Source organism: Nitratireductor aquibiodomus, from assembly GCF_900105565.1.
Lineage (GTDB): Bacteria > Pseudomonadota > Alphaproteobacteria > Rhizobiales > Rhizobiaceae > Nitratireductor > Nitratireductor aquibiodomus.
Genome location: NZ_FNSL01000001.1, coordinates 2664339 through 2685000, shown reverse-complemented (window position 1 = coordinate 2685000; position 20662 = coordinate 2664339). Strand labels below are relative to the sequence as shown.

Here is a 20662-nt window from a genome sequence, read left to right as displayed (position 1 = left end):
TTCAGCGTCAGCTCGCGATAGAAGGCGAGATCGATCAGGATGGCATAGAGCACGGTCACCGCCGCCGCTTCTGTGGGCGAGAAGAGGCCGCTGAAAATGCCGCCAACGATGACGAAGGGCGTGGCGAGCGCCGGGAACGACTTCACGAACAGCACGCCGACATTGCCCACACCGTGCCATGCGTCACGCGGATAGTTGCGCTGCCTGGCCAGCACATAGACCATCACCATCAGCGAGGCCGCGCAGAGGACACCCGGCACGATGCCGCCCAGAAACAGCCGCCCGATGGAGGTGTTCGACACCACGCCATAGAGCACCATGGTGATGGAAGGCGGCACCAGCGGGCCGATCATCGACGAGGCGGCAGTGACGGCGCCAGAGAAATCGTCGTCATAGCCGGCCTCGCGCATGGATTCGATTTCCATCTTGCCGAGCCCGCCCGCATCGGCAAGCGCCGAGCCGGACATCCCGGAGAAGAAGAGTGAGGCGAGCACGTTCACATGGCCGAGCCCGCCCGTGATGTGCCCCACCAGCGCGCGCGCAAAACCGAAGAGGTGACGGGTGATGCCGGCCGAGTTGAGGATGGCCGCCGCCAGGATGAAGAGCGGAACCGCCAGCAGCGGAAAGCTGTTCAGCCCATCCACCATACGCTGCATGGCAAAGGAAATGCCCATGCCCGAATAATAGAAATAGCCCATCGAGACGAAGATCATGGCCACGCCGATGGGCACGCCCACCAGCACCATGACGAGCCAGGCAGCACCGATCGTTGCAAGGATCATTGGTGAACCTCCCCGGCATCCCCGCCGCGCACCAGCATGGCAAGCCGCCGCGCAATGCGATGCAGAATGAGGACCGAGGCCACCAGCCCCGACGCGTAGAGAACCGCATCGCTCATGGGCAGTGTCACCGCCTCATTGTTCCAGGTGCGCAAAACGGTCTTGTAGGAGATCCAGACGAGGTGGGCGACGATCGCCAGATAGACCACGTCAATCAGGATAAAGAGCAGGCGGCGCCAGGAGAGCGGCAGGGCGTCCGCGATAAAGCCCATGCGCAGCTGGCCGTTCTGGCGCTCCACCTCGGCGATACCGATGAAGGCCATCCACACCCAGAGCCAGCGCGCCGCCTCCTCCGTCCAGACCGGCCCGGTGAAAAGCGGTGTGCGGCCAAAGATCTGGATCAGGAGCACGCCAAACAGAACAATGAAGAGAATGGAAGCGACACAGCCTTCGAGGCTGTATCTGCGCAGAAACGACATGCGATGACCCCAGCTATCGAGGGAAGGGTGGCGGGGCTGGCGCCCCGCCCCATGTTTCAGTCGCCGATCACTTCGGCAATCGACCCTTCGCCGAACTCGGCTTCGAGCTCGTCATAATAGGGCTTCATGGCGGCGCGGAATGGTTCGAGATCCGGCTCGGTAATGGTCAGGCCGCGCTCCTTGAAGGTTTCCAGCAACTCCTTTTCGGCCTTGAAGGTCAGTTCGTCGGAGACGTCGCCACCGGCTTCGACAGCCGTCTGCACCCATTCCTTCTCCTGATCGGACAGGCCATCCCAGACCGATTTGGAGATCTGCACCGCCGAAGACGCCACAAAGTGATTGGTGAGCGCGATGTGGCTCTGCACCTCGTAGAACTTCATCGCCTCGATGGTCGGAAGCGGGTTTTCTTCGGCATCCACCTGATTGGTCTGAAGTGCGAGATAGACCTCCTGAAACGCCACCGGCGCCGGCGTCGCGCCCACATTCTCGGCATAGGCGATGAGGAACGGCACGTTCGGCGTGCGCATGCGCAGGCCCTTCATGTCGTCCATGGATTCGATCGCCTTGTTCGAGGTGGTCTGACGTGTGCCGTAGTACCAGGTGTCGAGCAGCTCGATGCCCTGAGCTTCAAACTTCTCGTCCATCTTCTGGCCCCACGGCCCGGCGACGATCTTTTGCAGATGATCGAAATCGCGCACGACATAAGGCGCGCCGATCAGCTTCAGCTCGGGGATCACATAGCTCATGTCCGGATAGCCGGTCATGACCATGTCGAGCTCGCCGGCCTGCACCTGCGCCACCATGGCCTTGAAGTCGCCCAGCTGCGAAGACGGGAAGATTTTCACCGTCATTTCGCCGCCCGAAATCTCGGCAAGTTTTTCCTGAAACGCCTGCGCGCCGCGGTAGACATTCGACACCTCGTTGTCCTGCATGCCGAAGGTCAGTTCTTTCGCCGGCAGTGCAGCGGAGCTGAGGGCGAGCGCTGCCGCGCCGAGCATCAGTTTCGAAATCAGTTTCATGCAATCCTCCCTTGGAATGTTGAACAGGCTTCCCGGCCTGCCAAGTCAGTCAGTTTTGTCTTCTTCTTTCTGGAAGTAGTCGGAGACCTTCCGCGGGCTTTTCAGCCGCGCGCGATAGGAGCGCGCCAGGTGTCGGTCCATGACATCCGTCGCGGTGATCATGTCGCCATCGATGATGGCCTGATAGATCGCCCGATGCTCCTCATAGGCGACCGTGTCGTGCTTGGCCGGGTCATCCGTCGGCGGCCGCTGCGCAAGCATGGCGCTGACGAACATGTCGTGCAGGCTGAGAATCACCGGATTACCCACCACCGAGACCAGGACACGGTGAAAAGCGCTGTCCGTTCGGGCGAAATCGCTCGTGCCGATTGCCTCGAAATTCTCCTCTAGCGCCGCCCGCAGCTTTGCGATCTGCACATTGTCGGCGCGTTTGGTGGCTTCGCGGGCTGCACCGGCCTCGATGAACTGGCGCATCTGCTCCAGATGTGCGCCGCTTTCCGCATCGCCAAAAATGTCGCGGATGTGATCGCCGGCCAGTTGCAGCACGGTTTGCAGGGAAGGGCGCGCCACACGTGGACGACGGCCCGCACCTGCCTCAGCATAACCGCGCACCTGCATCTGCTGCAGTGCTGCACGCACCGTGGGGCGCGAAGCGGAGAAGCGCTCACAGAGCTCCCGTTCGGTCGGCAAAAACGTCCCGGTTTCCAGAAGGCCCTCGCGCGCTTCCTCGATCAACGCTTCGGCGATCTCGTCGGAGACGCGCCGCGTTTCGACCATGTCTTCCGGTTGGGCAGCGGACACGTTTCTCAACTCCCATATAGCCCTGCCTCCCTCACTGAACGGCAGGCCTGCTTGTCCAAACTCATTTTTTGGTATTACCAAACATAATTCTTGTCAAACAAAAATCCCCTTCTATGCTGATGCAGCCTGCCAAAGGGACGATTCCACGGCAGACAGGACAAGAACGCCGCTTCCAGAATGCAAGGAACAGCCGCATGACCAATTCGTTGGCGGGCATGTATGCCGCCCTCCTCACCGGCCTCAGCGATACGGGCGATTTCGATCCCGGACGCCAGAAGGCGATCGATGCCTATGTGCTGGGGCAGGGGCTCGACGGGCTATATGTGGGCGGCAGCAGCGGCGAATCGGGTCTTCTGGGCGTTGATGAACTTCTGGCGCAGCAGGCGATCGTCGCCGAAGATGCGCAAGGCTCCGCCGCAACGCTGATCGCCCATGTGGGCGTTCCCAATCTGCGGGATTCGGTCCGGCTCGCACAGAATGCGCAGAAGCTTGGCTATCATGGCCTTTCGGCCCTGCCGCCCCACGCCTACCCTTTTTCGGATCGCGAGATTTTCGCCTATTACGAAGCGCTGTCAGCCGCCACCGACCTGCCGCTCATTGTCTATGAGGTTCCGGTCCGCACGGGGCGTCCTTTCAGCCTAGACCTACTGGGCCGCATTCTCGCACTGCCCGGTGTCGGCGGTATCAAGTTTACGTCTATGGACCTCTTCAAGTTTGCCACGCTGCGGCGGCGGTTTCCCGAAAAGACATTCTTTTTCGGTTTCGACGAAGTCTATCTCTCAGGCGCGGTCATGGGCGCGCATGGCGGCATCGGCACCACCTACAATCTGCTCGGCAAGCTTTACGCCGCGCTCAACGAGGCGGTGAAGAACGGTTCGCTGGAGCGCGCCCAGGAACTGCAGACGATCTCGCAGCGCTTCGTGGAAACCCTGATGGAAACCGGCGTGCTGCCGGGCATGAAGGCAGCACTCCGCCAACGCGGGGTCGACTGCGGGCCGACGCGCCTTCCACTGGCCCCGCTGGTTGACGATTGCGATGCGCGCATGAGTGCCATTCTGGCAGATCCGGAAATCGCCGCCTGGGTGGGGTGATTTTCGCTCTCTCCGCGCCTTGCTGATTCCGGTCTGTCGGCTAGAACAATCGGCACTGTTTTCGGAGAGGCGGGAGTATCATGATCGTGACAATCGAAATCACCGATACACCGGATGAGGCGGCGCTCGCACGGGTGGAAACCGAACTTGCCACATTCAACGACGCCGATGTCGGCCCTTCGGAAAAGGCCACACTTGCCATCCTCGTGCGCGATGAACGCGGTGCGGTGGTCGCCGGCATCTCCGGCTACACCGCATGGGGCTGGCTTTACGTTCAGAAACTGTGGGTGGATGAAAGTCTGCGCGGGCAGGGCATGGCCGGGCGCATGCTGACTGCGGCGGAAGAAGAGGCAGAGCGACGCGGCTGCCACGGAGCCTACATCGACACGTTCAATCCCGGCGCGGAAAAGGCCTATACGCGCCAGGGCTATAAAGAGTTCGGCCGGATGGATGACTTTCCGAAAGGCCGCAGCCGCATCTTTCTGCAGAAACGGCTTGGCCCAGCGGCCAGCGATTAACGGGCGATCTTTCCGCCGCGCAGCGGCTCGGGCGCACCCGTTGTCGTGGGGAAGCTGATCGGCAGATCGCGCAGCACGCGCACCGCCAGAAAAGCGAAGCACTCGGCCTCGATGGCGTCACCACGCCAGCCAACCGTTTCGGCGGGGGCTGCGTCCACCCCGGCGCGTTCGCCCAGCATCTTCATGATGGTCTGGTTGTGCCGGCCACCGCCGCACACAAGAAGCCGCTTGGGCCGAAGCGGAAGAAGATCGAGCGCCTTGCCGACCGCCGATGCAGTGAAGGCCGTCAGCGTCGCAGCGCCCGTGCTGGCGTCGAGACCATCGGCCATGGACGCGCCGAAGTCGAACCGGTCGAGCGATTTCGGATAGGGCGCGGTGAGATAGGGATGCTTCAAAAGCTCCGCCAGCCGCGCCTCATCCACCGTGCCGGAAGCGGCAAGCGCGCCGTCGCGGTCCATGTCGCCAAGCCCATGCGCCTTGACGAAATCGTTGATCGGCGCATTGGCCGGGCCTGTGTCGAAAGCGATCATCCGGTCCGCGCCGTCCCACCAGGTCACATTGGCCACGCCGCCCAGATTGAGCACCGCCGTCTCGCCGCTCGTATCCACATCGCGCAAAAGAGCCGCGTGATAGGCTGCCGAAAGCGGCGCGCCCTGCCCGCCGGCGTGCATGTCCGCCGAGCGGAAATCATAGACCACCGGACAGCCCAGAATGGAATGCATCAGCGCGCCATCGCCGAGCTGCCGCGTCTCGCCGAGACGCCCTTCCTGCGGCGCACGGTGCAGAACCGTCTGCCCGTGGAAACCGACCGCGCCGATATCGGCCATGGTCAGACCATGGCTTTCCACCAGCGCACGCACGGCTTCCGATTGCGCACGCGTCAGAACCTCTTCGGCCTCGACGAAGATCGCCGGTTCATCGCCCTCGAAATTCCAGGCCCGCGCCTGTTGCAGCGTTTCTTCCAGAAGGTCGCGCGTCGATTGCGGATAGGGTGCCAGCGTGTAGGCGCCGAACGCATCGATGCGCTCGCCATCCGTTTTCAGAAGTGCCACGTCGATGTTTCCATCGAGCACGGTGCCGGTCATCAGGCCAACGGCCCATATCGGTTCGAATCCCTCAGCCATGTGCGCTCCTATCCTGCGTTCATGCAATCGCCGACCGCCTGTCGCAACTCGGCGATGCCGCTGTCGAAATGCCGGGTCGGATGTATGCGATTGGTGAGAAGAGTCCACGCAAGGCCATTGTCGAAATCGACCCACAGCCCTGTTCCCGTGAAACCCGTATGGCCGATGGTGCCGGCGGTGGCCAGCGCCCCGCCGGGCCAGTTTTCATATGGCCGTTCCCAGCCATGGGTGCGCTTTTCGGAAAGCGGCGTGCGCATCAGCGCCACCGTCTCATCCCCCTTCGCATCGCCCGCAAAGAGCCCTGCCGCGAAATCGAGCACCGAATCGGCCGTGCCGAACAGCCCGGCATGTCCCGCACCCTCAAGCGCTGAACAATTGTCGTCATGCACCTCGCCGCAAAGCACCCGGTGCCGCCATGTGCAATCCTCGGTCGCCGCCGTCTTTTCCGGATCGGCGGCAAAGGCGAAGCCCGGCCCCGGATCGAATGTCCGCAGCCTTTTGCCTTCAAGCCGCTCCAGCGCGAAACCGAGCAGAATGAAATTGATGTCGGAATAAACAGGCGGACCTTTTTCCCAGCGCCGCTGGAGAATGAAGGCGCGCAAAAGGTCCGCATCACGGCCATAGGTGTAAATCGGCTCCACCGCCGGAAACGGCGTCTGGTGGCCGAGGCACTGGCGAAACGTCACCTGCCGTTCCCATGCGCCCGGATCATACTGGCGCAGATCCGGCAGAAGCGTGGTGAGCGGCGCATCGAGATCGATCACGCCCTCTTTCGCCAGTTCCAGAATGCGCGTGGTGGTGAAGATCACCTTGGTCAGCGACGCGAGGTCGAACCAGGTGTCGGTGCGCATTTCACGCTCATGCGGCACCCGCTGCGCATAACCGGTGGCGCGCACCATGCGCCCGCCATCCCGGTCGATCACGCCGAGCACCCCGCCGGGAATGCGCCCAGCCTCCACCGAGGCGTTCAGCAGGGCAAAGGCGGACTCGAAGCGCGGCGCAAAGGCAGGCGTGTCCGTCATGCTCATGCCTCCGCCCGCGCCATGTGGTCGGGACCAAAACTCTGCCAGTTGGCCGGCTCCGGCTCGAAGCCCAGTGGCCGCACCAGCGACGGCACCTGCCGCGTGTCCACCTCAAAGGTCTCCTTGCGCCGGTCGACGCTCGGCACCGCCGAGATCAGCCGTTTCGTATAGGCGTGTTTCGGGTCGGAAAGGACCGACGCCGCATCGCCGATCTCGACGATCTGCCCCGCATAGACCACCGCGATGCGGTGCGCGATGCGCTCCACCACGGCCATGTCGTGCGAGACGAAGAGATAGGCAAGGCCGAACTCGCGCTGCAGGTCCACCAGAAGTTCCAGGACCTTGGCCTGCACCGAAACGTCGAGCGCCGAGACGGCCTCGTCCAGCACCACGACGGACGGGTTCAGCATCAGCGCGCGGGCGATGCACAGGCGCTGCCGCTGGCCACCGGAAAACTCGTGCGGATAGCGCTCCAGCGCATTCTCCGGCAGGCCCACCCGGTCGAGCAGCATGCGCATGCGCGCCTGCGTTTCACCGTCCAGCCCGCCGCCGGCGGCAATCACCGGCTCGGCCAGAATGCTGTCCATCCGAAGCCGCGGATTGAGCGAGGCATAGGGGTTCTGGAACACCATCTGCACCGGCTTGCCGCTCTGCCGCGCCGCGCCGTTCGTGTTCGCGGAAAACGTGCCGCGCGTCGGCTCGACCAGCCCCAGAATGGCGCGTGCCGTGGTCGATTTGCCCGAGCCGCTTTCGCCCACAATGCCCAGCGTCTCGCCCGGCATCAGGTCGAAATCGACCCCGTCCACCGCATGCACCGCACCGGTCTGCCGGCGCAGGAGGCCGCCGGTCACCGGAAAGCGAACCGTCAGCCCCTCCACTTCAAGCGCCGGCGCAGCGCTGGGCTCGTCGGCCCGGCGATAGTCGGTGCGCGTGGCACGCCCGGCCTCGAAATGCGGCACGGCGCTCAGAAGATGCTTCGTATAGGGATGCTGCGGCGCATCGAGCACCGCGTCGAGCGGCCCCTGCTCCACCGCCTCGCCGTTCTGCATCACCATCACCTTGTCGGCGATGCCGGCCACCAGGCCGATGTCATGGGTGATGAAGATCATGCCCATGCCGGTCTCGCGCTTCAGCTCGGCGAGAAGCGCCATGATTTGCGCCTGCACCGTCACGTCGAGCGCCGTGGTGGGCTCATCCGCGATCAGAAGACGCGGATTGCACGAAAGGGCAGTGGCAATCATCACACGCTGAAGCATGCCGCCGGAAAGCTGGTGCGGACAATATTTCAGGCGGCGCGCCGCATCGGGAATGCGCACGCGGTCGAGCGCATCCTTCGCCGCTTCCCGCGCCTGCTTCCCGGTCAGGCCACGATGAAGGCGGAACGATTCCTCGATCTGCTCGCCAATGGTCAGAACCGGATTGAGGGAGGTCATCGGCTCCTGAAAAATCATGCCGATCTCGCCGCCGCGGATCTTCGTCAGCTCCTGCTCGCCGGCTGCTGCCAGATCGAGCATGCTGCCGTCCTGCCGTGTGAATTGGATGGAGCCATCGAGAATGCGCCCACCGCCGAAATCCACCAGCCGGTTGATCGAAAGCGCGGTGACGGATTTGCCCGAGCCGCTTTCGCCGACTATGGCCAGCGTCTCGCCGGCTGCGAGATCGAAGCTCACGCCATGGACGATTTCATTGTCTTCAGGCTTGCGGCCAAAACCGACGCGCAGGTTTGAAACGGACAGAAGCGATGTCATGCGGCCGACCTCCGCGTCTTGGGATCGAGAATGTCGCGCAGCGCATCCCCCAGAAGGTTGAAGCCGAGAATGCCGATCATGATCGCAATGCCCGGGAAGATGAGAAGCCAGGGCGCCATCTCCATCAGATTGCGGCTGTCGGCGAGCATCAGGCCGAGCGACGAGGCCGGCGGCTGCGTGCCGAGACCGAGAAAGCTCAGCCCCGCCTCCGTCAGAAGGCCCCATGCGAGCGCCAGCGTCACCTGCACCGTCAGCGGCGCGACGAGGTTCAGCATCAGATGGCGCGTCAGAATGTAATTGCGGCTCGAACCGAAAGTGCGCGCGGCGTCCACGAAGTCGCGCGTCTTCAGAGAGAGCGCCGGCCCGCGAACCACGCGGGTGAAGATCGGTGTGTAAACGATGGCGATGGCCATCACGCTGGTCCAGGTGCCCGGCCCCACGATTGCGATGATGAGCAGTGCCAGAAGGATCGCCGGGAAAGCCAGAAGCACATCCATGAAACGCATGATCGTGCCATCCCACCAGCCGCCGAACCATGCGGCCGCAAGACCAAGCACGATGCCCGCCACGGCGGCCAGCGCCACCGAGGCGAAAGCGACGATGAAGGACTGGCTGATGCCCAGCATCAACCGGCTCGCCACATCGCGGCCAAACAGATCCGTGCCCATCCAGTAGGTCGCGTCGGGCGCATGCAGGCGGTCGACGCGGAACTGCATCAGCGGGTCATGCGGCGTGATGCCGAGAAGCCCGAGAATGGCGATGATGATGTAAAGGCCAACGATGGCGCCGCCGATGCGGCCGCTCGAATGGCTGAAAATGGCGCGCAGCAACTGCATCACTTGGCCCCCAGCCGAATGCGCGGGTCGAGCATCGCATAGGCGAGATCGACGAGAAGATTCACGATCATGAAGTTGAGCGCGATGAACAGGACCGAGCCCTGCACCAGCGCGTAGTCACGCTGCAAAATGGCGTCGAGCACCATGCGCCCGAGGCCCGGCAGCGCAAAAATCTGCTCCACGATCACAGCGCCGCCCAGGAGATAGCCGAACTCGACGCCGCTCAGCGTCACCACCGGGATCAGCGCGTTGGGCAGCGCGTGTCGCCAGATCACCTTGCGCGCCGGCACACCCTTGGCGCGCGCGGTGCGGATGTAATCGTCGCTCAGAATGTCGAGCATGGCCGAGCGCGAAATGCGCGTCACGGCAGCGGCGAAGGCAAAGCCCAGCGTTAGCGCCGGCAGGATCATCTGCCCCAGATTGCGCAGCGGATTTTCGAGGAAGGGCGTGAACTCGCCCATGGCCGGCAGCACCCCGAAGCCTACCGACAACACATAGATCGCCAGAAGCGCGAACACGAAATTCGGCGTCGACTGGCCGATCATCGCGAAGATGCGCACGGCGAGATCGGAAGGCTTTTCATTGCGCGTGGCGGCAAATATGCCCGCCGGAAGACCTATGGCGAGCGCGATGACCATGGAGAGAAGCGCCAGTTCCAGCGTCAGCGGAAAGCGTTCGAGGATCACGTCGAGCACCGGCTTGCCGAAGGTCACGGACACGCCGAGATCACCCTGAACCGCACCCGCAAGCCAGCGCCAGTACTGGGTGAACCAGCCCTGATCGATGCCGAAGTAGGCTTCGAGCGCTGCGCGCTGGTCGGGCGTCAGGAGCCCGGCCTCTGTTCCCAGCATGGCGGTGATGGCGTCGCCCGGCACTAGCCGGATCGAGACGAAGACGAGGATGGACACCCCGAGCATGACCAATGGAAAAGTCATCAGCCTTCGGGCCAGGTAATTCATGAAGCTTTCACTCCGTGTCCTTCCAGATGCAATTTTCTTGTGTGGTTGTTGAGGGTCGCGCCCTTCATGCCGCCCCCGTGGTTCGCCCCTCGACAAGCTCAGGAGGCTCACCATGAGGGCTAGCGCCGACACCCCTCATGGTGAGCTTGTCGAACCACGAACCACGAACCACGAGGGCGCTGGGAGCAAACGGGGCCACACGTGAACGTGCGGCCCCATCACAATCACTCGCCCACACTCACCTCGGTCAGGCCGAACAGCGTGCCGGTCGGGGAAGGAACGAAGCCTTTCACGTTCTTCTGCTGCGCGGTGTAGGTGTAGCCCGTGTAGAGCCAGATCCACGGCGAAACCTCGGCAAGATGCGTCTCAAATTTCGAGAATATCTCCTTGCGCTTGTCGAAGTCGGTCTCCACGCGGCCTTCCTGCATCAGGCTGTCGAGCGTGTCGTCGATATAATTGGCGACATGCTGGAGATTGCCGTCCTTGGTCCAGTAGCGGTTGTACATGGAATAGGGATCGGCGCGGCCGCCGTTCAGCGCCACCGCCATGTCGAAATCGCCCTTCAGCCAGGTGTCCACATAAACGTTGAGCTCCATCATCTTGATGTCGAGCTTGATGCCTATCTCGGCGAGCTGCGACTGGATCACCTGTGCTTCGGCTGCCGCTGTGGGCGGCTCGCCCGTGGCGGCGATCACCGTTGCGGAGAAGCCATCTTCATAGCCGGCCTCGGCCATGAGCTGTTTGGCCTTTTCCACGTCGCGCTCATAGCAGAACAGCGCGCCCGGATCCGAACGGTAGGCCGGCATGGTCAGCGGGCCTGTCACCGCCCCCTCGCCCAGAAGCGCGGTGTCGAGCACGTCCTGACGGTCGATGGCGCAGGAAATCGCCTGACGCACGGCCTGCTCCGTCATCGGCTCGCGCGACGGGTTCAATTGCAGGACATGATAGGCCAGAACCGGCGTGCGGCTCAGTTCAAGGCTTGCCTCGTTCGGCACCAGCGTGGCCACGAGCGGATCGTTGATGAGCGCGAAATCCACTTGCTTGGTGCGCAGCGCCGCCAGAATGGCGGTCTCGTCCGGCAGAACGGAAATGTTGATGCCGTCGACCTTCACCTCGCCGCCGGCCCAGTCCGGATTGGCGCTCAGAACCTCTTTCTGGTTCGGCTCCCAGCTATCCAGCTTAAACGGGCCCGAGCCGATCGCCTTCGTGCCGATCGTGCCGGCCTCGATTTCGCTCGCCGGAACGACTGCCGCGTTGATGCTCGTCATCGCCGTCAACATCGGAACGTCCGGCTGCGACAGGTTGAAGACAACGGTGGTCTCATCCGGCGTGTCGATGCTCTCGATGGAGGTGAAGTTGGCGCGTGCGGCTGCACCCGTGGCCTCATCCAGAACGCGCTCGAATGATGCCTTCACATCCGCTGGCGTCACCTTTTCGCCGTTCTGGAATTTTGCGTCAGCATCGAGCTTGAAAGTCAGCGTCTTGCCATCCTCGGAGAACTCCCAGGATTCGGCAATGGCCGGAATGATCTCCAGATCGGCATTGAGACGCACCAGCGGCTCATAAACCAGCTCCAGAAGGCGCAGCGAGGAAAACGCCGTCTGCTTGTGCGGGTCCAGGCCGGTCGCATCCTGCGACCATGCCATGCGCAGCGTTTCTGCCGATGCCGGTACCACCGCAGTGGCCGCGCCGAGCGCGGCTGCGAATGCCACCGAAGTGGCGAACTTCTTCATCAAAGACTGTCCCATGATCTTCTCCCTCCGAGAGCGTTTGATGCCTGCAACCGCCCAATGAACGGTCGCATGAATGGCTGCTTCACCTGTTTGCAGCTTGCTGCTGCCTTTCGTTTATTGCCTTGCGCAGAAACCCGCCAGCCCTTGCAAGGGCGGCGCGCGCTTCCGCTACATCCATATCCGTCAGCGCGATGAAGATGGCGAGCTTTACGTCGTGGCCGCTCCGTTTAAGCAGCGTCTCGGCCTCATCGGCAGAACACCCCGTCGCTTCCATGACGATGCGCGAGGCGCGAGCCATGAGCTTCTGGTTGCTGATGTTAACGTCCACCATCAGGTTCTGATAGATCTTGCCCATGCGGATCATGCTCGCCGTGGAGAGCATGTTGAGGATGAGCTTCTGTGCCGTGCCCGATTTCATCCGCGTCGAGCCCGTCAGGATTTCCGGTCCCACCACGGGCGCGATGGCGATGTCGGCAATTGCACCGATGGCCGAATCCGGGTTGCATGAAAGCGAGACGGTGGTTGCGCCAATCTCTTTGGCGTAAGTCAGCCCGCCGATCACATAGGGCGTGCGGCCGCTCACAGCGATGCCAACCACGACATCCTTCGCCGTCAGACCGCGCTCTTCCAGCGCCTGCCGGCCCTGTGCCGGGTCATCCTCGGCCCCTTCCACGGCATGCCGCAGCGCGTGGTCGCCGCCGGCAATGACACCGGTGACCATATCTTCTGGAACGCTGAAGGTGGGCGGACATTCCGAAGCGTCGAGCACGCCGAGCCGTCCGCTCGTGCCCGCGCCCATATAGATGAGCCTTCCGCCATTCTGAAACGCCTCGACAATGCGGTCGACCGCCTCGGCGATCTGCGGGATCACCTTTTCGACGGCCAGCGGCACATCCCTGTCGGCGGCGTTGATGAGTTTCAGAATTTCGGTTGTCGGCTGCAGATCGATCTGCATCGTGTCCGGGTTGCGACCCTCCGACACAAGCTTTTCAAGCTCCGACATCAGCGTCTGCGCGTTCATGAACTCTCCCGAAATCATCTGCCTGGTGCTGGCAAAACCCGCGCTTCGCCGGCTCAACACCTTACCAGAGTGTTAAAATTGATAATTCCAAGAGTCAATTACGATTGAGAATAATATATTCCTTCTCGCCCGTAGCAGTAGCCGGGGCGGGGCCTGCCCGCCCGGTGATCTGCCGGCCTTCCGGAGTGTGACGAGAGAAGCGGCGACCTGCGCCTTAGCGTCCGCGAAGCTCCATGATGCGCTTCACGATGCCGCCGGTTGCTGCATCACGACTGTCCGCACTGGCCTTGCCTTCCACCACGGGCAGAAGCTCGGTCGCCAGCTCTTTGCCCAACTCCACGCCCCATTGATCGAAGGCATTGATGCCGAAAAGCTGTGCTTCCACGAAAACACGATGCTCGTAGAGCGCGATCAGCCGGCCCAGCGCGAACGGGTCGAGCCTGCGATAAAGAATGGTGAGCGAGGGCCGGTTGCCGGTGAACACGCGATGCGGCGCCAGGCGCTTTGCCTCTGCTTCGGGCACGCCCTTCTCCAGAAGCTGGGCCTCTGCTTCCGCAAGCGTGCGCCCTTTCATCAGCGCTTCCGCCTGCGCCAGACAATTGGCGACAAGCAGATCGTGATGATGCCCGAGCCCCGGCTCATGCCCTTCCGCCGCCAGCATGAACTCGACGGGGATGATGTCGGTGCCCTGATGCAGAAGCTGGAAGAAGGCGTGTTGCCCGTTCGTGCCCGGCTCGCCCCATACCAGCGGACCCGTGGGGGTGATTGCCGGAGAACCGTCAAGCTGCGCGCCCTTGCCGTTCGATTCCATGTCGAGCTGCTGCAGATAGGCGGGCAACCGCTCCAGCCTCTGATCGTAGGGAATGATGGCCCGGGCCGGATAGTCGCACACGACGCGATGCCAATAGCCAATCAGGCCGAGCATCACCGGCAAATTCTCTCTCAGCGGCGCAGATTTGAAGTGCCGGTCCATGGCCTCCGCGCCCGCGAGCAGCCGGCGGAAATCGTCAGCACCGATGGCGATCATGATCGGCAGGCCAATCGCCGACCAGAGCGAATAGCGCCCGCCGACCCAGTCCCAGAAACCGAACACGCGTTTCTCGTCGATGCCGAATTCCGCGACCTTGTCGAGCGCTGTGGAAACGGCTGCAAAATGGTCGCCCGTCGCGGACTGGCCAAGCTTCGCCGCGATCCATTTCTGCGCTGTGCGCGCATTGGTCATCGTCTCGATGGTCGTAAAGGTCTTCGAGGCGATGATGAAGAGCGTCGTCTCGGGGTCGAGCCCGGCCAGCGTATCGGCAATATGCGCGCCATCCACATTGGAAACATAATGAAGGCGCGGCCCGTCACGATAGGGCGAGAGCGCCCGTGTAACCATGACCGGTCCGAGATCGGAACCGCCAATGCCGATGTTCACCACATCGGTGAAGGCCTTGCCGGTCGCGCCGCGAATCGTGCCACGACGCACGCCATCGGCGAAAGCATCCATCGCCTCCAGCACCTCACGCACGCCAGGCATGACATCGTAGCCGTCATTCTCGATGGAACCGCCCGAGAGCGCCCGCAGAGCGGTGTGCAGCACAGCCCGGTCTTCCGTCGTGTTGATGTGACTGCCGGAGAACATCTTGTCGCGTGCTGCTTCCAGCCCCGCCGCTTCCGAAAGCTTCAAAAGCAGGTCGACAGCCTTCTGGTCCACCGCAGCGCGCGAAAAATCGAGCGTCAGGTCGTCAAGGGAAAGCGAGAAACGGGCAAACCGCCCGGGGTCTGAAGCGAAGGCCGCGCGCATGTCCATGGGGGCCGTTTTCGCGCGATGCTCCCGAAGGGCAGCCAGTGCAGTCTTAAATGCCGTGTCCAAAGGGAGCCTCCTGCAAAAAGAAACGTCGTTCTTTTAGCAAACAAAACGAGGCGGAACAGGGGTTTGCTGGCATTCATCAATTTCTTTGTTGGAACAATCAATTGTACCAGGGTTGACATGCATTGACCCAGAGTTAGGCTCCCCCGCCGGAGAGGAAAGCCATATGCCAGCCAGAAATGATACCGCCCTGTGGACGGGCCTGTTCAAGATTTCCCCCGAATCGGGACAGACCCTTCAGGCACAGATCCGTCAGGCCATCGTGTCTGCGATCCTTGATCGCCAGATCGCCCCGTCCATGCCGCTTCCATCCTGCCGTATTCTCGCGGAAAAACTCGGCGTTGCGCGCGGCACGGTGGTGCTCGCCTTCCAGCAGCTTGTCGATCAGGGGTTTCTGATCGCCCGTGAGCGCCGCGGCCACTTCGTCAATCCGGAAGTGCTGGCCGCGCCTCCGCGCCCACCCCGCAAGCAGGGCGGCAAGGATGGCGTCAACTGGCAGAAGCGGTTTCAGGTTCTGGCCAGCGAAATGCCGGAACCGCGCAAGAACGAAGACTGGATGAAGGCCTCCTACCCCTTCGTCTACGGCCAGTTCGACCCCTCGCTCTTCCCCACCGCCGAGTGGCGGGAGTGCAACCGCATGGCGCTTGCCGTTCTGGAAATCCGCAACTGGGCGGCGGACATGGTCGACCGTGACGACCCGCTGCTTGTCGAGCAGATCCAGGCCCGGCTCCTGCCCCGGCGCGGCATCTTCGCCAATCCCGATGAGATCCTCGTCACGCTCGGCTCGCAGCATGCGCTCTACATGCTGGCCACGCTCCTCATGAGCCGCGGCAAGAAAGTCGCGGTGGAGAATCCCGGCTATCCCGATGCGCGTTCCATCTTCCAGCTTGCCGGCGCGGAGATTGCCCCCGTTCCCGTCGACCGGCAGGGCATCGACGTGGCCCAGATCCCGCAGGATGCAGATTTCGTCTTTGCCACGCCCAGCCATCACTGCCCGACCATGGTGCCGCTCAGCCAGGCGCGGCGCGAGGCGCTGCTGGAGGCAGCAGAGCGCCATGACTGGATCGTCATCGAAGACGACTATGACAGCCAGCTCGCCGACGAGCGCCCGCAGGCCGCTCTCAAGGGGCTCGACCGCAATGGCCGTGTCGTGCATCTGGGTTCGATGTCCAAGACGCTCGCGCCCGGCCTGCGCATGGGCTACATCGTGGCGCCTGCAGACCTGATCGCCGAACTTCGCGCGCTGCGCCGTTTCATGCTGCGGCATCCGCCGGCCAACAACCAGCGCGCCGTTGCGCTGTTCCTGTCGCTCGGCCACCACGACACCCTCGTTCGCCGCATCTCGTCGGCCTTCGAGGAGCGGCGCGAAAAGCTCTATCAGGCAGTCGGCGACATTCTGCCGGACTGGAACGCGGCCGACATTCGCGGCGGCACCTCGCTCTGGCTCGAAGGCCCGCCCGGTCTCGATTCGGCCGTGCTTGCCAAATCCGCCGCCCGCCGCAGTGTCCTAATCGAGCCGGGCGCGCGCTTCTTCCTCGGACGAACCCAGCCGACGCCGTTCATGCGGCTTGGCATCTCGTCCATCGCGGCGCAGCAGATCGAGCCGGGCATCCGCGAGTTGGCGGCGGCGGCATCCGAGTATCGGCGTGTAGCCGCATAAAAGCAGGCAGCGTCAAAGAGCAGCCATCCCCATTCCCGCCACGGCACAAAGCGCCACCACCACCCATGGTGGCGCTTTCCACATGGTGAGCATGATGAAGCCGACGGCCGCCACGGCAAAGTCAGCCGGCGCAAGAATGGCGGTCGTCCAAAGCGGATCATAAAGGGCTGCCCCCAGAATGCCGACCACGGCGGCATTTGTGCCCATCATCAGCGCCCGCGCGGTGTCGAATTGCCGGAACCGGTCCCAGAAGGGCGCGACGCCCAGCAACAGAAGAAACCCCGGCAGGAAAACCGCGAACAGTGCAATCGCAGCGCCGGCAAGCCCGTTCGGCGTAGGCCCCAGAACCGCACCCAGATAGGCCGCAAAGGTGAAGAGCGGGCCGGGAACGGCCTGTGCCGCGCCATAGCCTGCCAGAAACGCGTCGCGCGTCGCCCAGCCGGGCTCAACGACACCCGCTTCAAGGAGCGGCAGCACCACATGCCCGCCGCCAAATACCAGCGCGCCGGCACGGTAGAACGTGTCGAACACGGAAAGCCCCTGCGCCATGGGCGCAACAAGCGGCAGGCCGAGGAGCAGAATTGCAAAGAGCATTAGGCAGGTGGCACCGGCGCGTTTCGACAGGCCGAACGCGACGACTGCCCCATCGCCGCCTGCCTTTCCGCGACAGAGCAGCCAGCCAAGCAGCGCACCGATCGCGATGGCACCGATCTGCGCAAACGCGCTTGCTGAGACCGTAACGAGCACAAGCGCGGCAAGGGCAATGCCCGCTCGCTCGCGATCCGGGCATAGCGAGCGCGCCATGCCCCAGACCGCCTGCGCCACCACCGCCACGGCCACGATCTTCAGCCCGTGCAACAGTCCGTGACCGAGCGGATTGTCGAGTGCGGAAGCAAACAACGCAAAAGCGAAGAGCAGAAACGCGGATGGCAGTGTGAACGCAGTCCATGCCGCCGCCGCACCCAGCGGCCCCGCGCGCATATAGCCCAGCGCGAAACCCACCTGACTGCTTGCCGGCCCCGGCAGGAACTGGCAGAGCGCCACCAGATCGGCATAGGCCTGTTCATCGAGCCATTTCCGCCGCAGCACGAGCGCATCGCGGAAATAACCAAGATGCGCGATCGGGCCACCGAAGGAGGTCAGGCCGAGCCTGAGGAACGCGCCGAAAACCTCCGCAGCCGTCCCCACCCTTCCGCCTTCGTGCGTTTCGCTCCCCTTCATTGCACGCCTCACCCTTCAGCCGATTCGCTGTCGAATAAATGCGCCACATGTCAGGCACAAGACAACAGCGGCCGTCGCCACACGGATGGACAAGACGTATCCTGTGAGTTAGCCAGATCGGAAACACCGTCTCAGGAGGAACGCGCCATGGCCATGGTCATCGAAGGTGAGGAACGCATCGAAGCGCCGGTGGACACCGTCTGGCAGGCTCTGAACGATACCGAGGTTCTGAAGGACTGCATTCCCGGCTGTCAGGAACTGACCAAGACGTCGGACACCGAGTTTGAAGCCGTTGTCACGCTTAAGATCGGCCCCATCAAGGCGAAATTCAACGGCGCGGTGGAGCTCACCAATCTCAACCCGCCCCACTCCTACACGATCACGGGCGAAGGGAAGGGCGGCGTGGCCGGCTTTGCCAAGGGCGGGGCAGATGTTTCGCTGAAGGAAGACGGTCCCGACGCCACGATCTTAAGCTACAGCGCAAAGGCGGATGTGGGCGGCAAGATGGCCCAGCTCGGCAGCCGTCTCATTCAGTCGACCTCCAAGAAACTTGCCGGCCAGTTCTTCTCCGATTTCAACGCCCGCGTTACCGGTGGCGATGCCGAGGAAGCCGCAGCCTCCTGACCTACCCCTTGAAGACCGGCTTGCGCTTCTCGAGAAACGCCGAAACCCCCTCGCGGTAGTCGTCCGAGCGGCCGGCTTCGCGCTGCAATTCGCGTTCCAGCTCAAGCTGCGCATCGAGCGAGCTTCCCGGAGCGGCGTGGATCGCCTTCTTGATCAGGCCGTAGGCGTGGGTCGGTCCGCTGGCCAGTTTCTCCACCAGCGCCTCCGCCTCGCTCATCAGGGCGTCGTCCTCGACGGCGCGCCAGATCAGACCCCAGTTTGCAGCATCCTCCGCCGAAAGTGGCTCGCCCGTTAGCGCCAGCGCCTTGGCGCGCGGCTCCCCCAGAATGCGCGTCAGGAACCAGGTTCCACCGGAATCCGGCACGAGAGCGATCTTCGCAAAGGCCTGAATGAACTTCGCCGATTTTGCGGCCAAAACGATGTCGCAGGCGAGTGCAATGTTGGCACCCGCACCTGCGGCCACGCCATTCACCGCGCAGACAATGGGCTTGTTCATGCCCCGCAGCTTGCGCACCAGCGGATTATAGAAATTCTCGATCGTATAGCCGAGGTCCGGCTTGTCCTCGAGCTTGGCGGGATCGCGGTCACCCAGATCCTGCCCGGCGCAGAAGCCGCGCCCTGCCCCGGTCAGAAGCACGGCGCGACATGTATCGTCGGCTGAGCACGCTTCCAGCGCTTCGCGCAATGCCGTGTGCTGCTCCTCGTTGAAGGAGTTCAGCTTCTCCGGCCGATTGAGCGTGATGCGATGCCATCCATCATGGCGTTCGTGAAGCACAGTCTGCGAAGTCGCGGCGCTCATGGAAATCCCCTTTGATTGAATGCAGCGCTTTTTACACGCACCGAGCGATCAATCAATTGCAGCAATAGTTTTATTCAAAAACGATGGCTGGCGCTTCATCCGCAGCGCTCTGCATGGCTGCCGCAAGATGCGTGTGGACCCTTCCAGCGATCTCCCTGTAGACCCCGGCCTGAACGCCATCGGGGTTCGATGCCACGACCGGGGTTCCCGCGTCGGAGGTTTCGCGCACATCCATCGTCAGGGGCACCTCGCCCAAGAACGGCACCCCCAGCCTTTCCGCCTCCGCCTTCGCGCCGCCATGGCCGAAAATGTCATAGCGCTTGCCCGTGTCGGGGGCCACGAAATAGCTCATGTTCTCGACGATGCCGAGCAGCGGGACATCTACCCGCCTGAACATGTTAAGCCCCTTGCGCGCATCGATCAGCGCCAGATCCTGCGGCGTGGACACGATCACCGCACCAGCCAGCGGCACCTGCTGCGCCATGGTGAGCTGCGCGTCGCCCGTGCCGGGCGGCATGTCGACCACCAGCACGTCGAGTTCGCCCCAGGCGACGTCACGCAGCATCTGGCGAAGGGCCGAGACGACCATCGGCCCGCGCCAGATCATCGGCGTGTCTTCCTCCACGAGGAAGCCCATGGACATGACCTTCACGCCAAACGCCTCCATCGGCTTCAGCGTCTTGCCATCGGCGGTTTCCGGCTTTCCTTTGAGCCCGAGCAGACGCGGCATGGAGGGGCCGTAAATGTCCGCATCGAGAATGCCGACCTTCAGCCCAAGCGCCTTCAGTCCCAGTGCCAGATTGACCGCCGTTGTCGACTTGCCGACGCCGCCCTTGCCGCTCGCCACGGCGATAATCGCCTTGATGCCCGGCACATCCTGCTTGGCCGGTTGCTGGCCGGCCTGTGCGGCAGGTCCGCCCGGCGCGGAGCGTTGAGATGTCGGGCGTGGCGGAGCAGGATTCGGGCGCGGCGGCGGTGTCGCGCCCATGCCGCCGCCGGCCTTTTCCGCCGTCAGCGCGACCATCGCGCCCTTGACGCCCGGCAGCGATTTGACGGCGGTCTCCGCCGCCTGGCGCAGCGGCTCCAGTTCCTGCGCGCGTCTGGCCGGAACGGTAATCGAGAAGAAAACCTTGCCGTCTGCGATGAAAATCTCGGAAACCAGCCCCAGCGAAACGACGTCGCCTTCCAGGTCCGGGCCCTTCACGGACCGCAAGCGGTCGATGACGGTCTGTCTGTCGAGAGTCATATGCACGTGCCTTTGCGTTTTCTCTCAGATAATGCAGATGGGCGCGCGGGCCAAGAGAGGCAAATTGGCCAATTTCCGTCGGCACGTCTTGCGCATTGCCGGGCGCGCATCGCCGATGTAGCGTCTCGCC

19 protein-coding genes (1 of these 19 running past the window's edge) are annotated in these 20662 nt (G+C 63.1%); 4 read left to right on the top strand and 15 right to left on the bottom strand.

The annotated features are described in order from the left end of the window. The 4 genes in view from BLW55_RS12850 to BLW55_RS12835 are tightly spaced (at most 56 nt apart) and all read right to left on the bottom strand, a layout consistent with a single transcriptional unit that may run on beyond the window. Positions 1-782, bottom strand: the 5' portion of a protein-coding gene (locus BLW55_RS12850; protein ID WP_090329066.1) for a TRAP transporter large permease. It extends 493 nt beyond the left edge of the window; the window shows 782 of its 1275 coding nt (coding positions 1-782); it begins with the start codon at positions 780-782; its stop codon lies beyond the left edge, outside the window. Further along, positions 779-1258 (bottom strand): TRAP transporter small permease, encoded by a 480-nt coding sequence (locus BLW55_RS12845; RefSeq protein ID WP_090329065.1) that lies wholly within the window; start codon positions 1256-1258, stop codon positions 779-781. The genes BLW55_RS12850 and BLW55_RS12845 overlap by 4 nt, the downstream gene beginning before the upstream one ends. Positions 1259-1314: 56 nt before the next feature. Then, positions 1315-2277, bottom strand: a complete 963-nt coding sequence (locus tag BLW55_RS12840; RefSeq protein ID WP_090329064.1) for a sialic acid TRAP transporter substrate-binding protein SiaP — start codon at positions 2275-2277, stop codon at positions 1315-1317. A 45-nt stretch (positions 2278-2322) separates the two neighbouring features. Beyond that, positions 2323-3078: an FCD domain-containing protein gene (locus tag BLW55_RS12835; RefSeq protein ID WP_244509067.1), complete on the bottom strand. Its 756-nt coding sequence runs from the start codon at positions 3076-3078 to the stop codon at positions 2323-2325. A 194-nt stretch (positions 3079-3272) separates the two neighbouring features. On the opposite strand from BLW55_RS12835, the gene BLW55_RS12830 reads away from it, so the two are divergent. Together BLW55_RS12830 and BLW55_RS12825 are read left to right on the top strand one after the other, a co-directional pair. Further along, positions 3273-4169: a dihydrodipicolinate synthase family protein gene (locus BLW55_RS12830; RefSeq protein WP_090329992.1), complete on the top strand. Its 897-nt coding sequence runs from the start codon at positions 3273-3275 to the stop codon at positions 4167-4169. Between the two features lie 80 nt (positions 4170-4249). Continuing rightward, on the top strand, positions 4250-4687 hold the full coding sequence (locus tag BLW55_RS12825) for a GNAT family N-acetyltransferase (RefSeq protein WP_007010537.1): 438 nt from the start codon (positions 4250-4252) through the stop codon (positions 4685-4687). On the opposite strand, the gene BLW55_RS12820 is transcribed toward BLW55_RS12825, so the two are convergent. The 8 genes from BLW55_RS12820 to pgi all read right to left on the bottom strand — a co-directional run bounded on the left by BLW55_RS12820 (position 4684) and on the right by pgi (position 14985). Further along, positions 4684-5811 (bottom strand): anhydro-N-acetylmuramic acid kinase, encoded by a 1128-nt coding sequence (locus tag BLW55_RS12820; protein ID WP_090329062.1) that lies wholly within the window; start codon positions 5809-5811, stop codon positions 4684-4686. The two genes, BLW55_RS12825 and BLW55_RS12820, sit on opposite strands and share 4 nt — an antisense overlap. 8 nt (positions 5812-5819) lie before the next feature. Then, positions 5820-6833, bottom strand: a complete 1014-nt coding sequence (locus tag BLW55_RS12815; protein ID WP_090329061.1) for a serine hydrolase domain-containing protein — start codon at positions 6831-6833, stop codon at positions 5820-5822. A gap of 2 nt (positions 6834-6835) precedes the next feature. Continuing rightward, positions 6836-8581 carry an ABC transporter ATP-binding protein gene (locus BLW55_RS12810; protein WP_090329060.1) on the bottom strand — a complete coding sequence of 582 codons (1746 nt, stop codon included), beginning with the start codon at positions 8579-8581 and terminating at the stop codon, positions 6836-6838. Further along, positions 8578-9417: an ABC transporter permease gene (locus BLW55_RS12805; protein WP_007010541.1), complete on the bottom strand. Its 840-nt coding sequence runs from the start codon at positions 9415-9417 to the stop codon at positions 8578-8580. The genes BLW55_RS12810 and BLW55_RS12805 overlap by 4 nt, the downstream gene beginning before the upstream one ends. After that, positions 9417-10376: an ABC transporter permease gene (locus BLW55_RS12800; protein WP_090329059.1), complete on the bottom strand. Its 960-nt coding sequence runs from the start codon at positions 10374-10376 to the stop codon at positions 9417-9419. The genes BLW55_RS12805 and BLW55_RS12800 overlap by 1 nt, the downstream gene beginning before the upstream one ends. Positions 10377-10600: 224 nt before the next feature. Next, positions 10601-12124: an ABC transporter substrate-binding protein gene (locus tag BLW55_RS12795; protein WP_090329058.1), complete on the bottom strand. Its 1524-nt coding sequence runs from the start codon at positions 12122-12124 to the stop codon at positions 10601-10603. 67 nt (positions 12125-12191) lie between these two features. Beyond that, a complete protein-coding gene (murQ, locus tag BLW55_RS12790) occupies positions 12192-13130 on the bottom strand; it encodes an N-acetylmuramic acid 6-phosphate etherase (protein ID WP_090329991.1) in 939 nt (312 codons plus the stop codon). 214 nt (positions 13131-13344) lie between these two features. Continuing rightward, a complete protein-coding gene (gene pgi, locus BLW55_RS12785; RefSeq protein ID WP_090329057.1) occupies positions 13345-14985 on the bottom strand; it encodes a glucose-6-phosphate isomerase in 1641 nt (546 codons plus the stop codon). A 163-nt stretch (positions 14986-15148) separates the two neighbouring features. Here pgi and pdxR point away from each other — a divergent pair, with 163 nt between their 5' ends. After that, positions 15149-16642 carry a MocR-like pyridoxine biosynthesis transcription factor PdxR gene (gene pdxR, locus BLW55_RS12780; RefSeq protein WP_090329056.1) on the top strand — a complete coding sequence of 498 codons (1494 nt, stop codon included), beginning with the start codon at positions 15149-15151 and terminating at the stop codon, positions 16640-16642. Positions 16643-16654: 12 nt separating this feature from the next. On the opposite strand, the gene chrA is transcribed toward pdxR, so the two are convergent. After that, positions 16655-17863, bottom strand: a complete 1209-nt coding sequence (gene chrA / locus BLW55_RS12775) for a chromate efflux transporter (RefSeq protein ID WP_090329055.1) — start codon at positions 17861-17863, stop codon at positions 16655-16657. A 147-nt stretch (positions 17864-18010) separates the two neighbouring features. On the opposite strand from chrA, the gene BLW55_RS12770 reads away from it, so the two are divergent. Further along, complete coding sequence (locus BLW55_RS12770) at positions 18011-18487, top strand: SRPBCC family protein (protein ID WP_090329054.1); 477 nt, start codon at positions 18011-18013, stop codon at positions 18485-18487. A 1-nt stretch (position 18488) separates the two neighbouring features. Here the strand turns inward: BLW55_RS12770 and paaG are convergent, their stop codons facing one another. Together paaG and BLW55_RS12760 are read right to left on the bottom strand one after the other, a co-directional pair. Continuing rightward, positions 18489-19286 (bottom strand): 2-(1,2-epoxy-1,2-dihydrophenyl)acetyl-CoA isomerase PaaG, encoded by a 798-nt coding sequence (gene paaG, locus BLW55_RS12765; protein ID WP_090329053.1) that lies wholly within the window; start codon positions 19284-19286, stop codon positions 18489-18491. 70 nt (positions 19287-19356) lie between these two features. Continuing rightward, positions 19357-20532, bottom strand: a complete 1176-nt coding sequence (locus BLW55_RS12760; RefSeq protein ID WP_090329052.1) for an Mrp/NBP35 family ATP-binding protein — start codon at positions 20530-20532, stop codon at positions 19357-19359. Between the last annotated feature and the right edge of the window lie 130 nt (positions 20533-20662).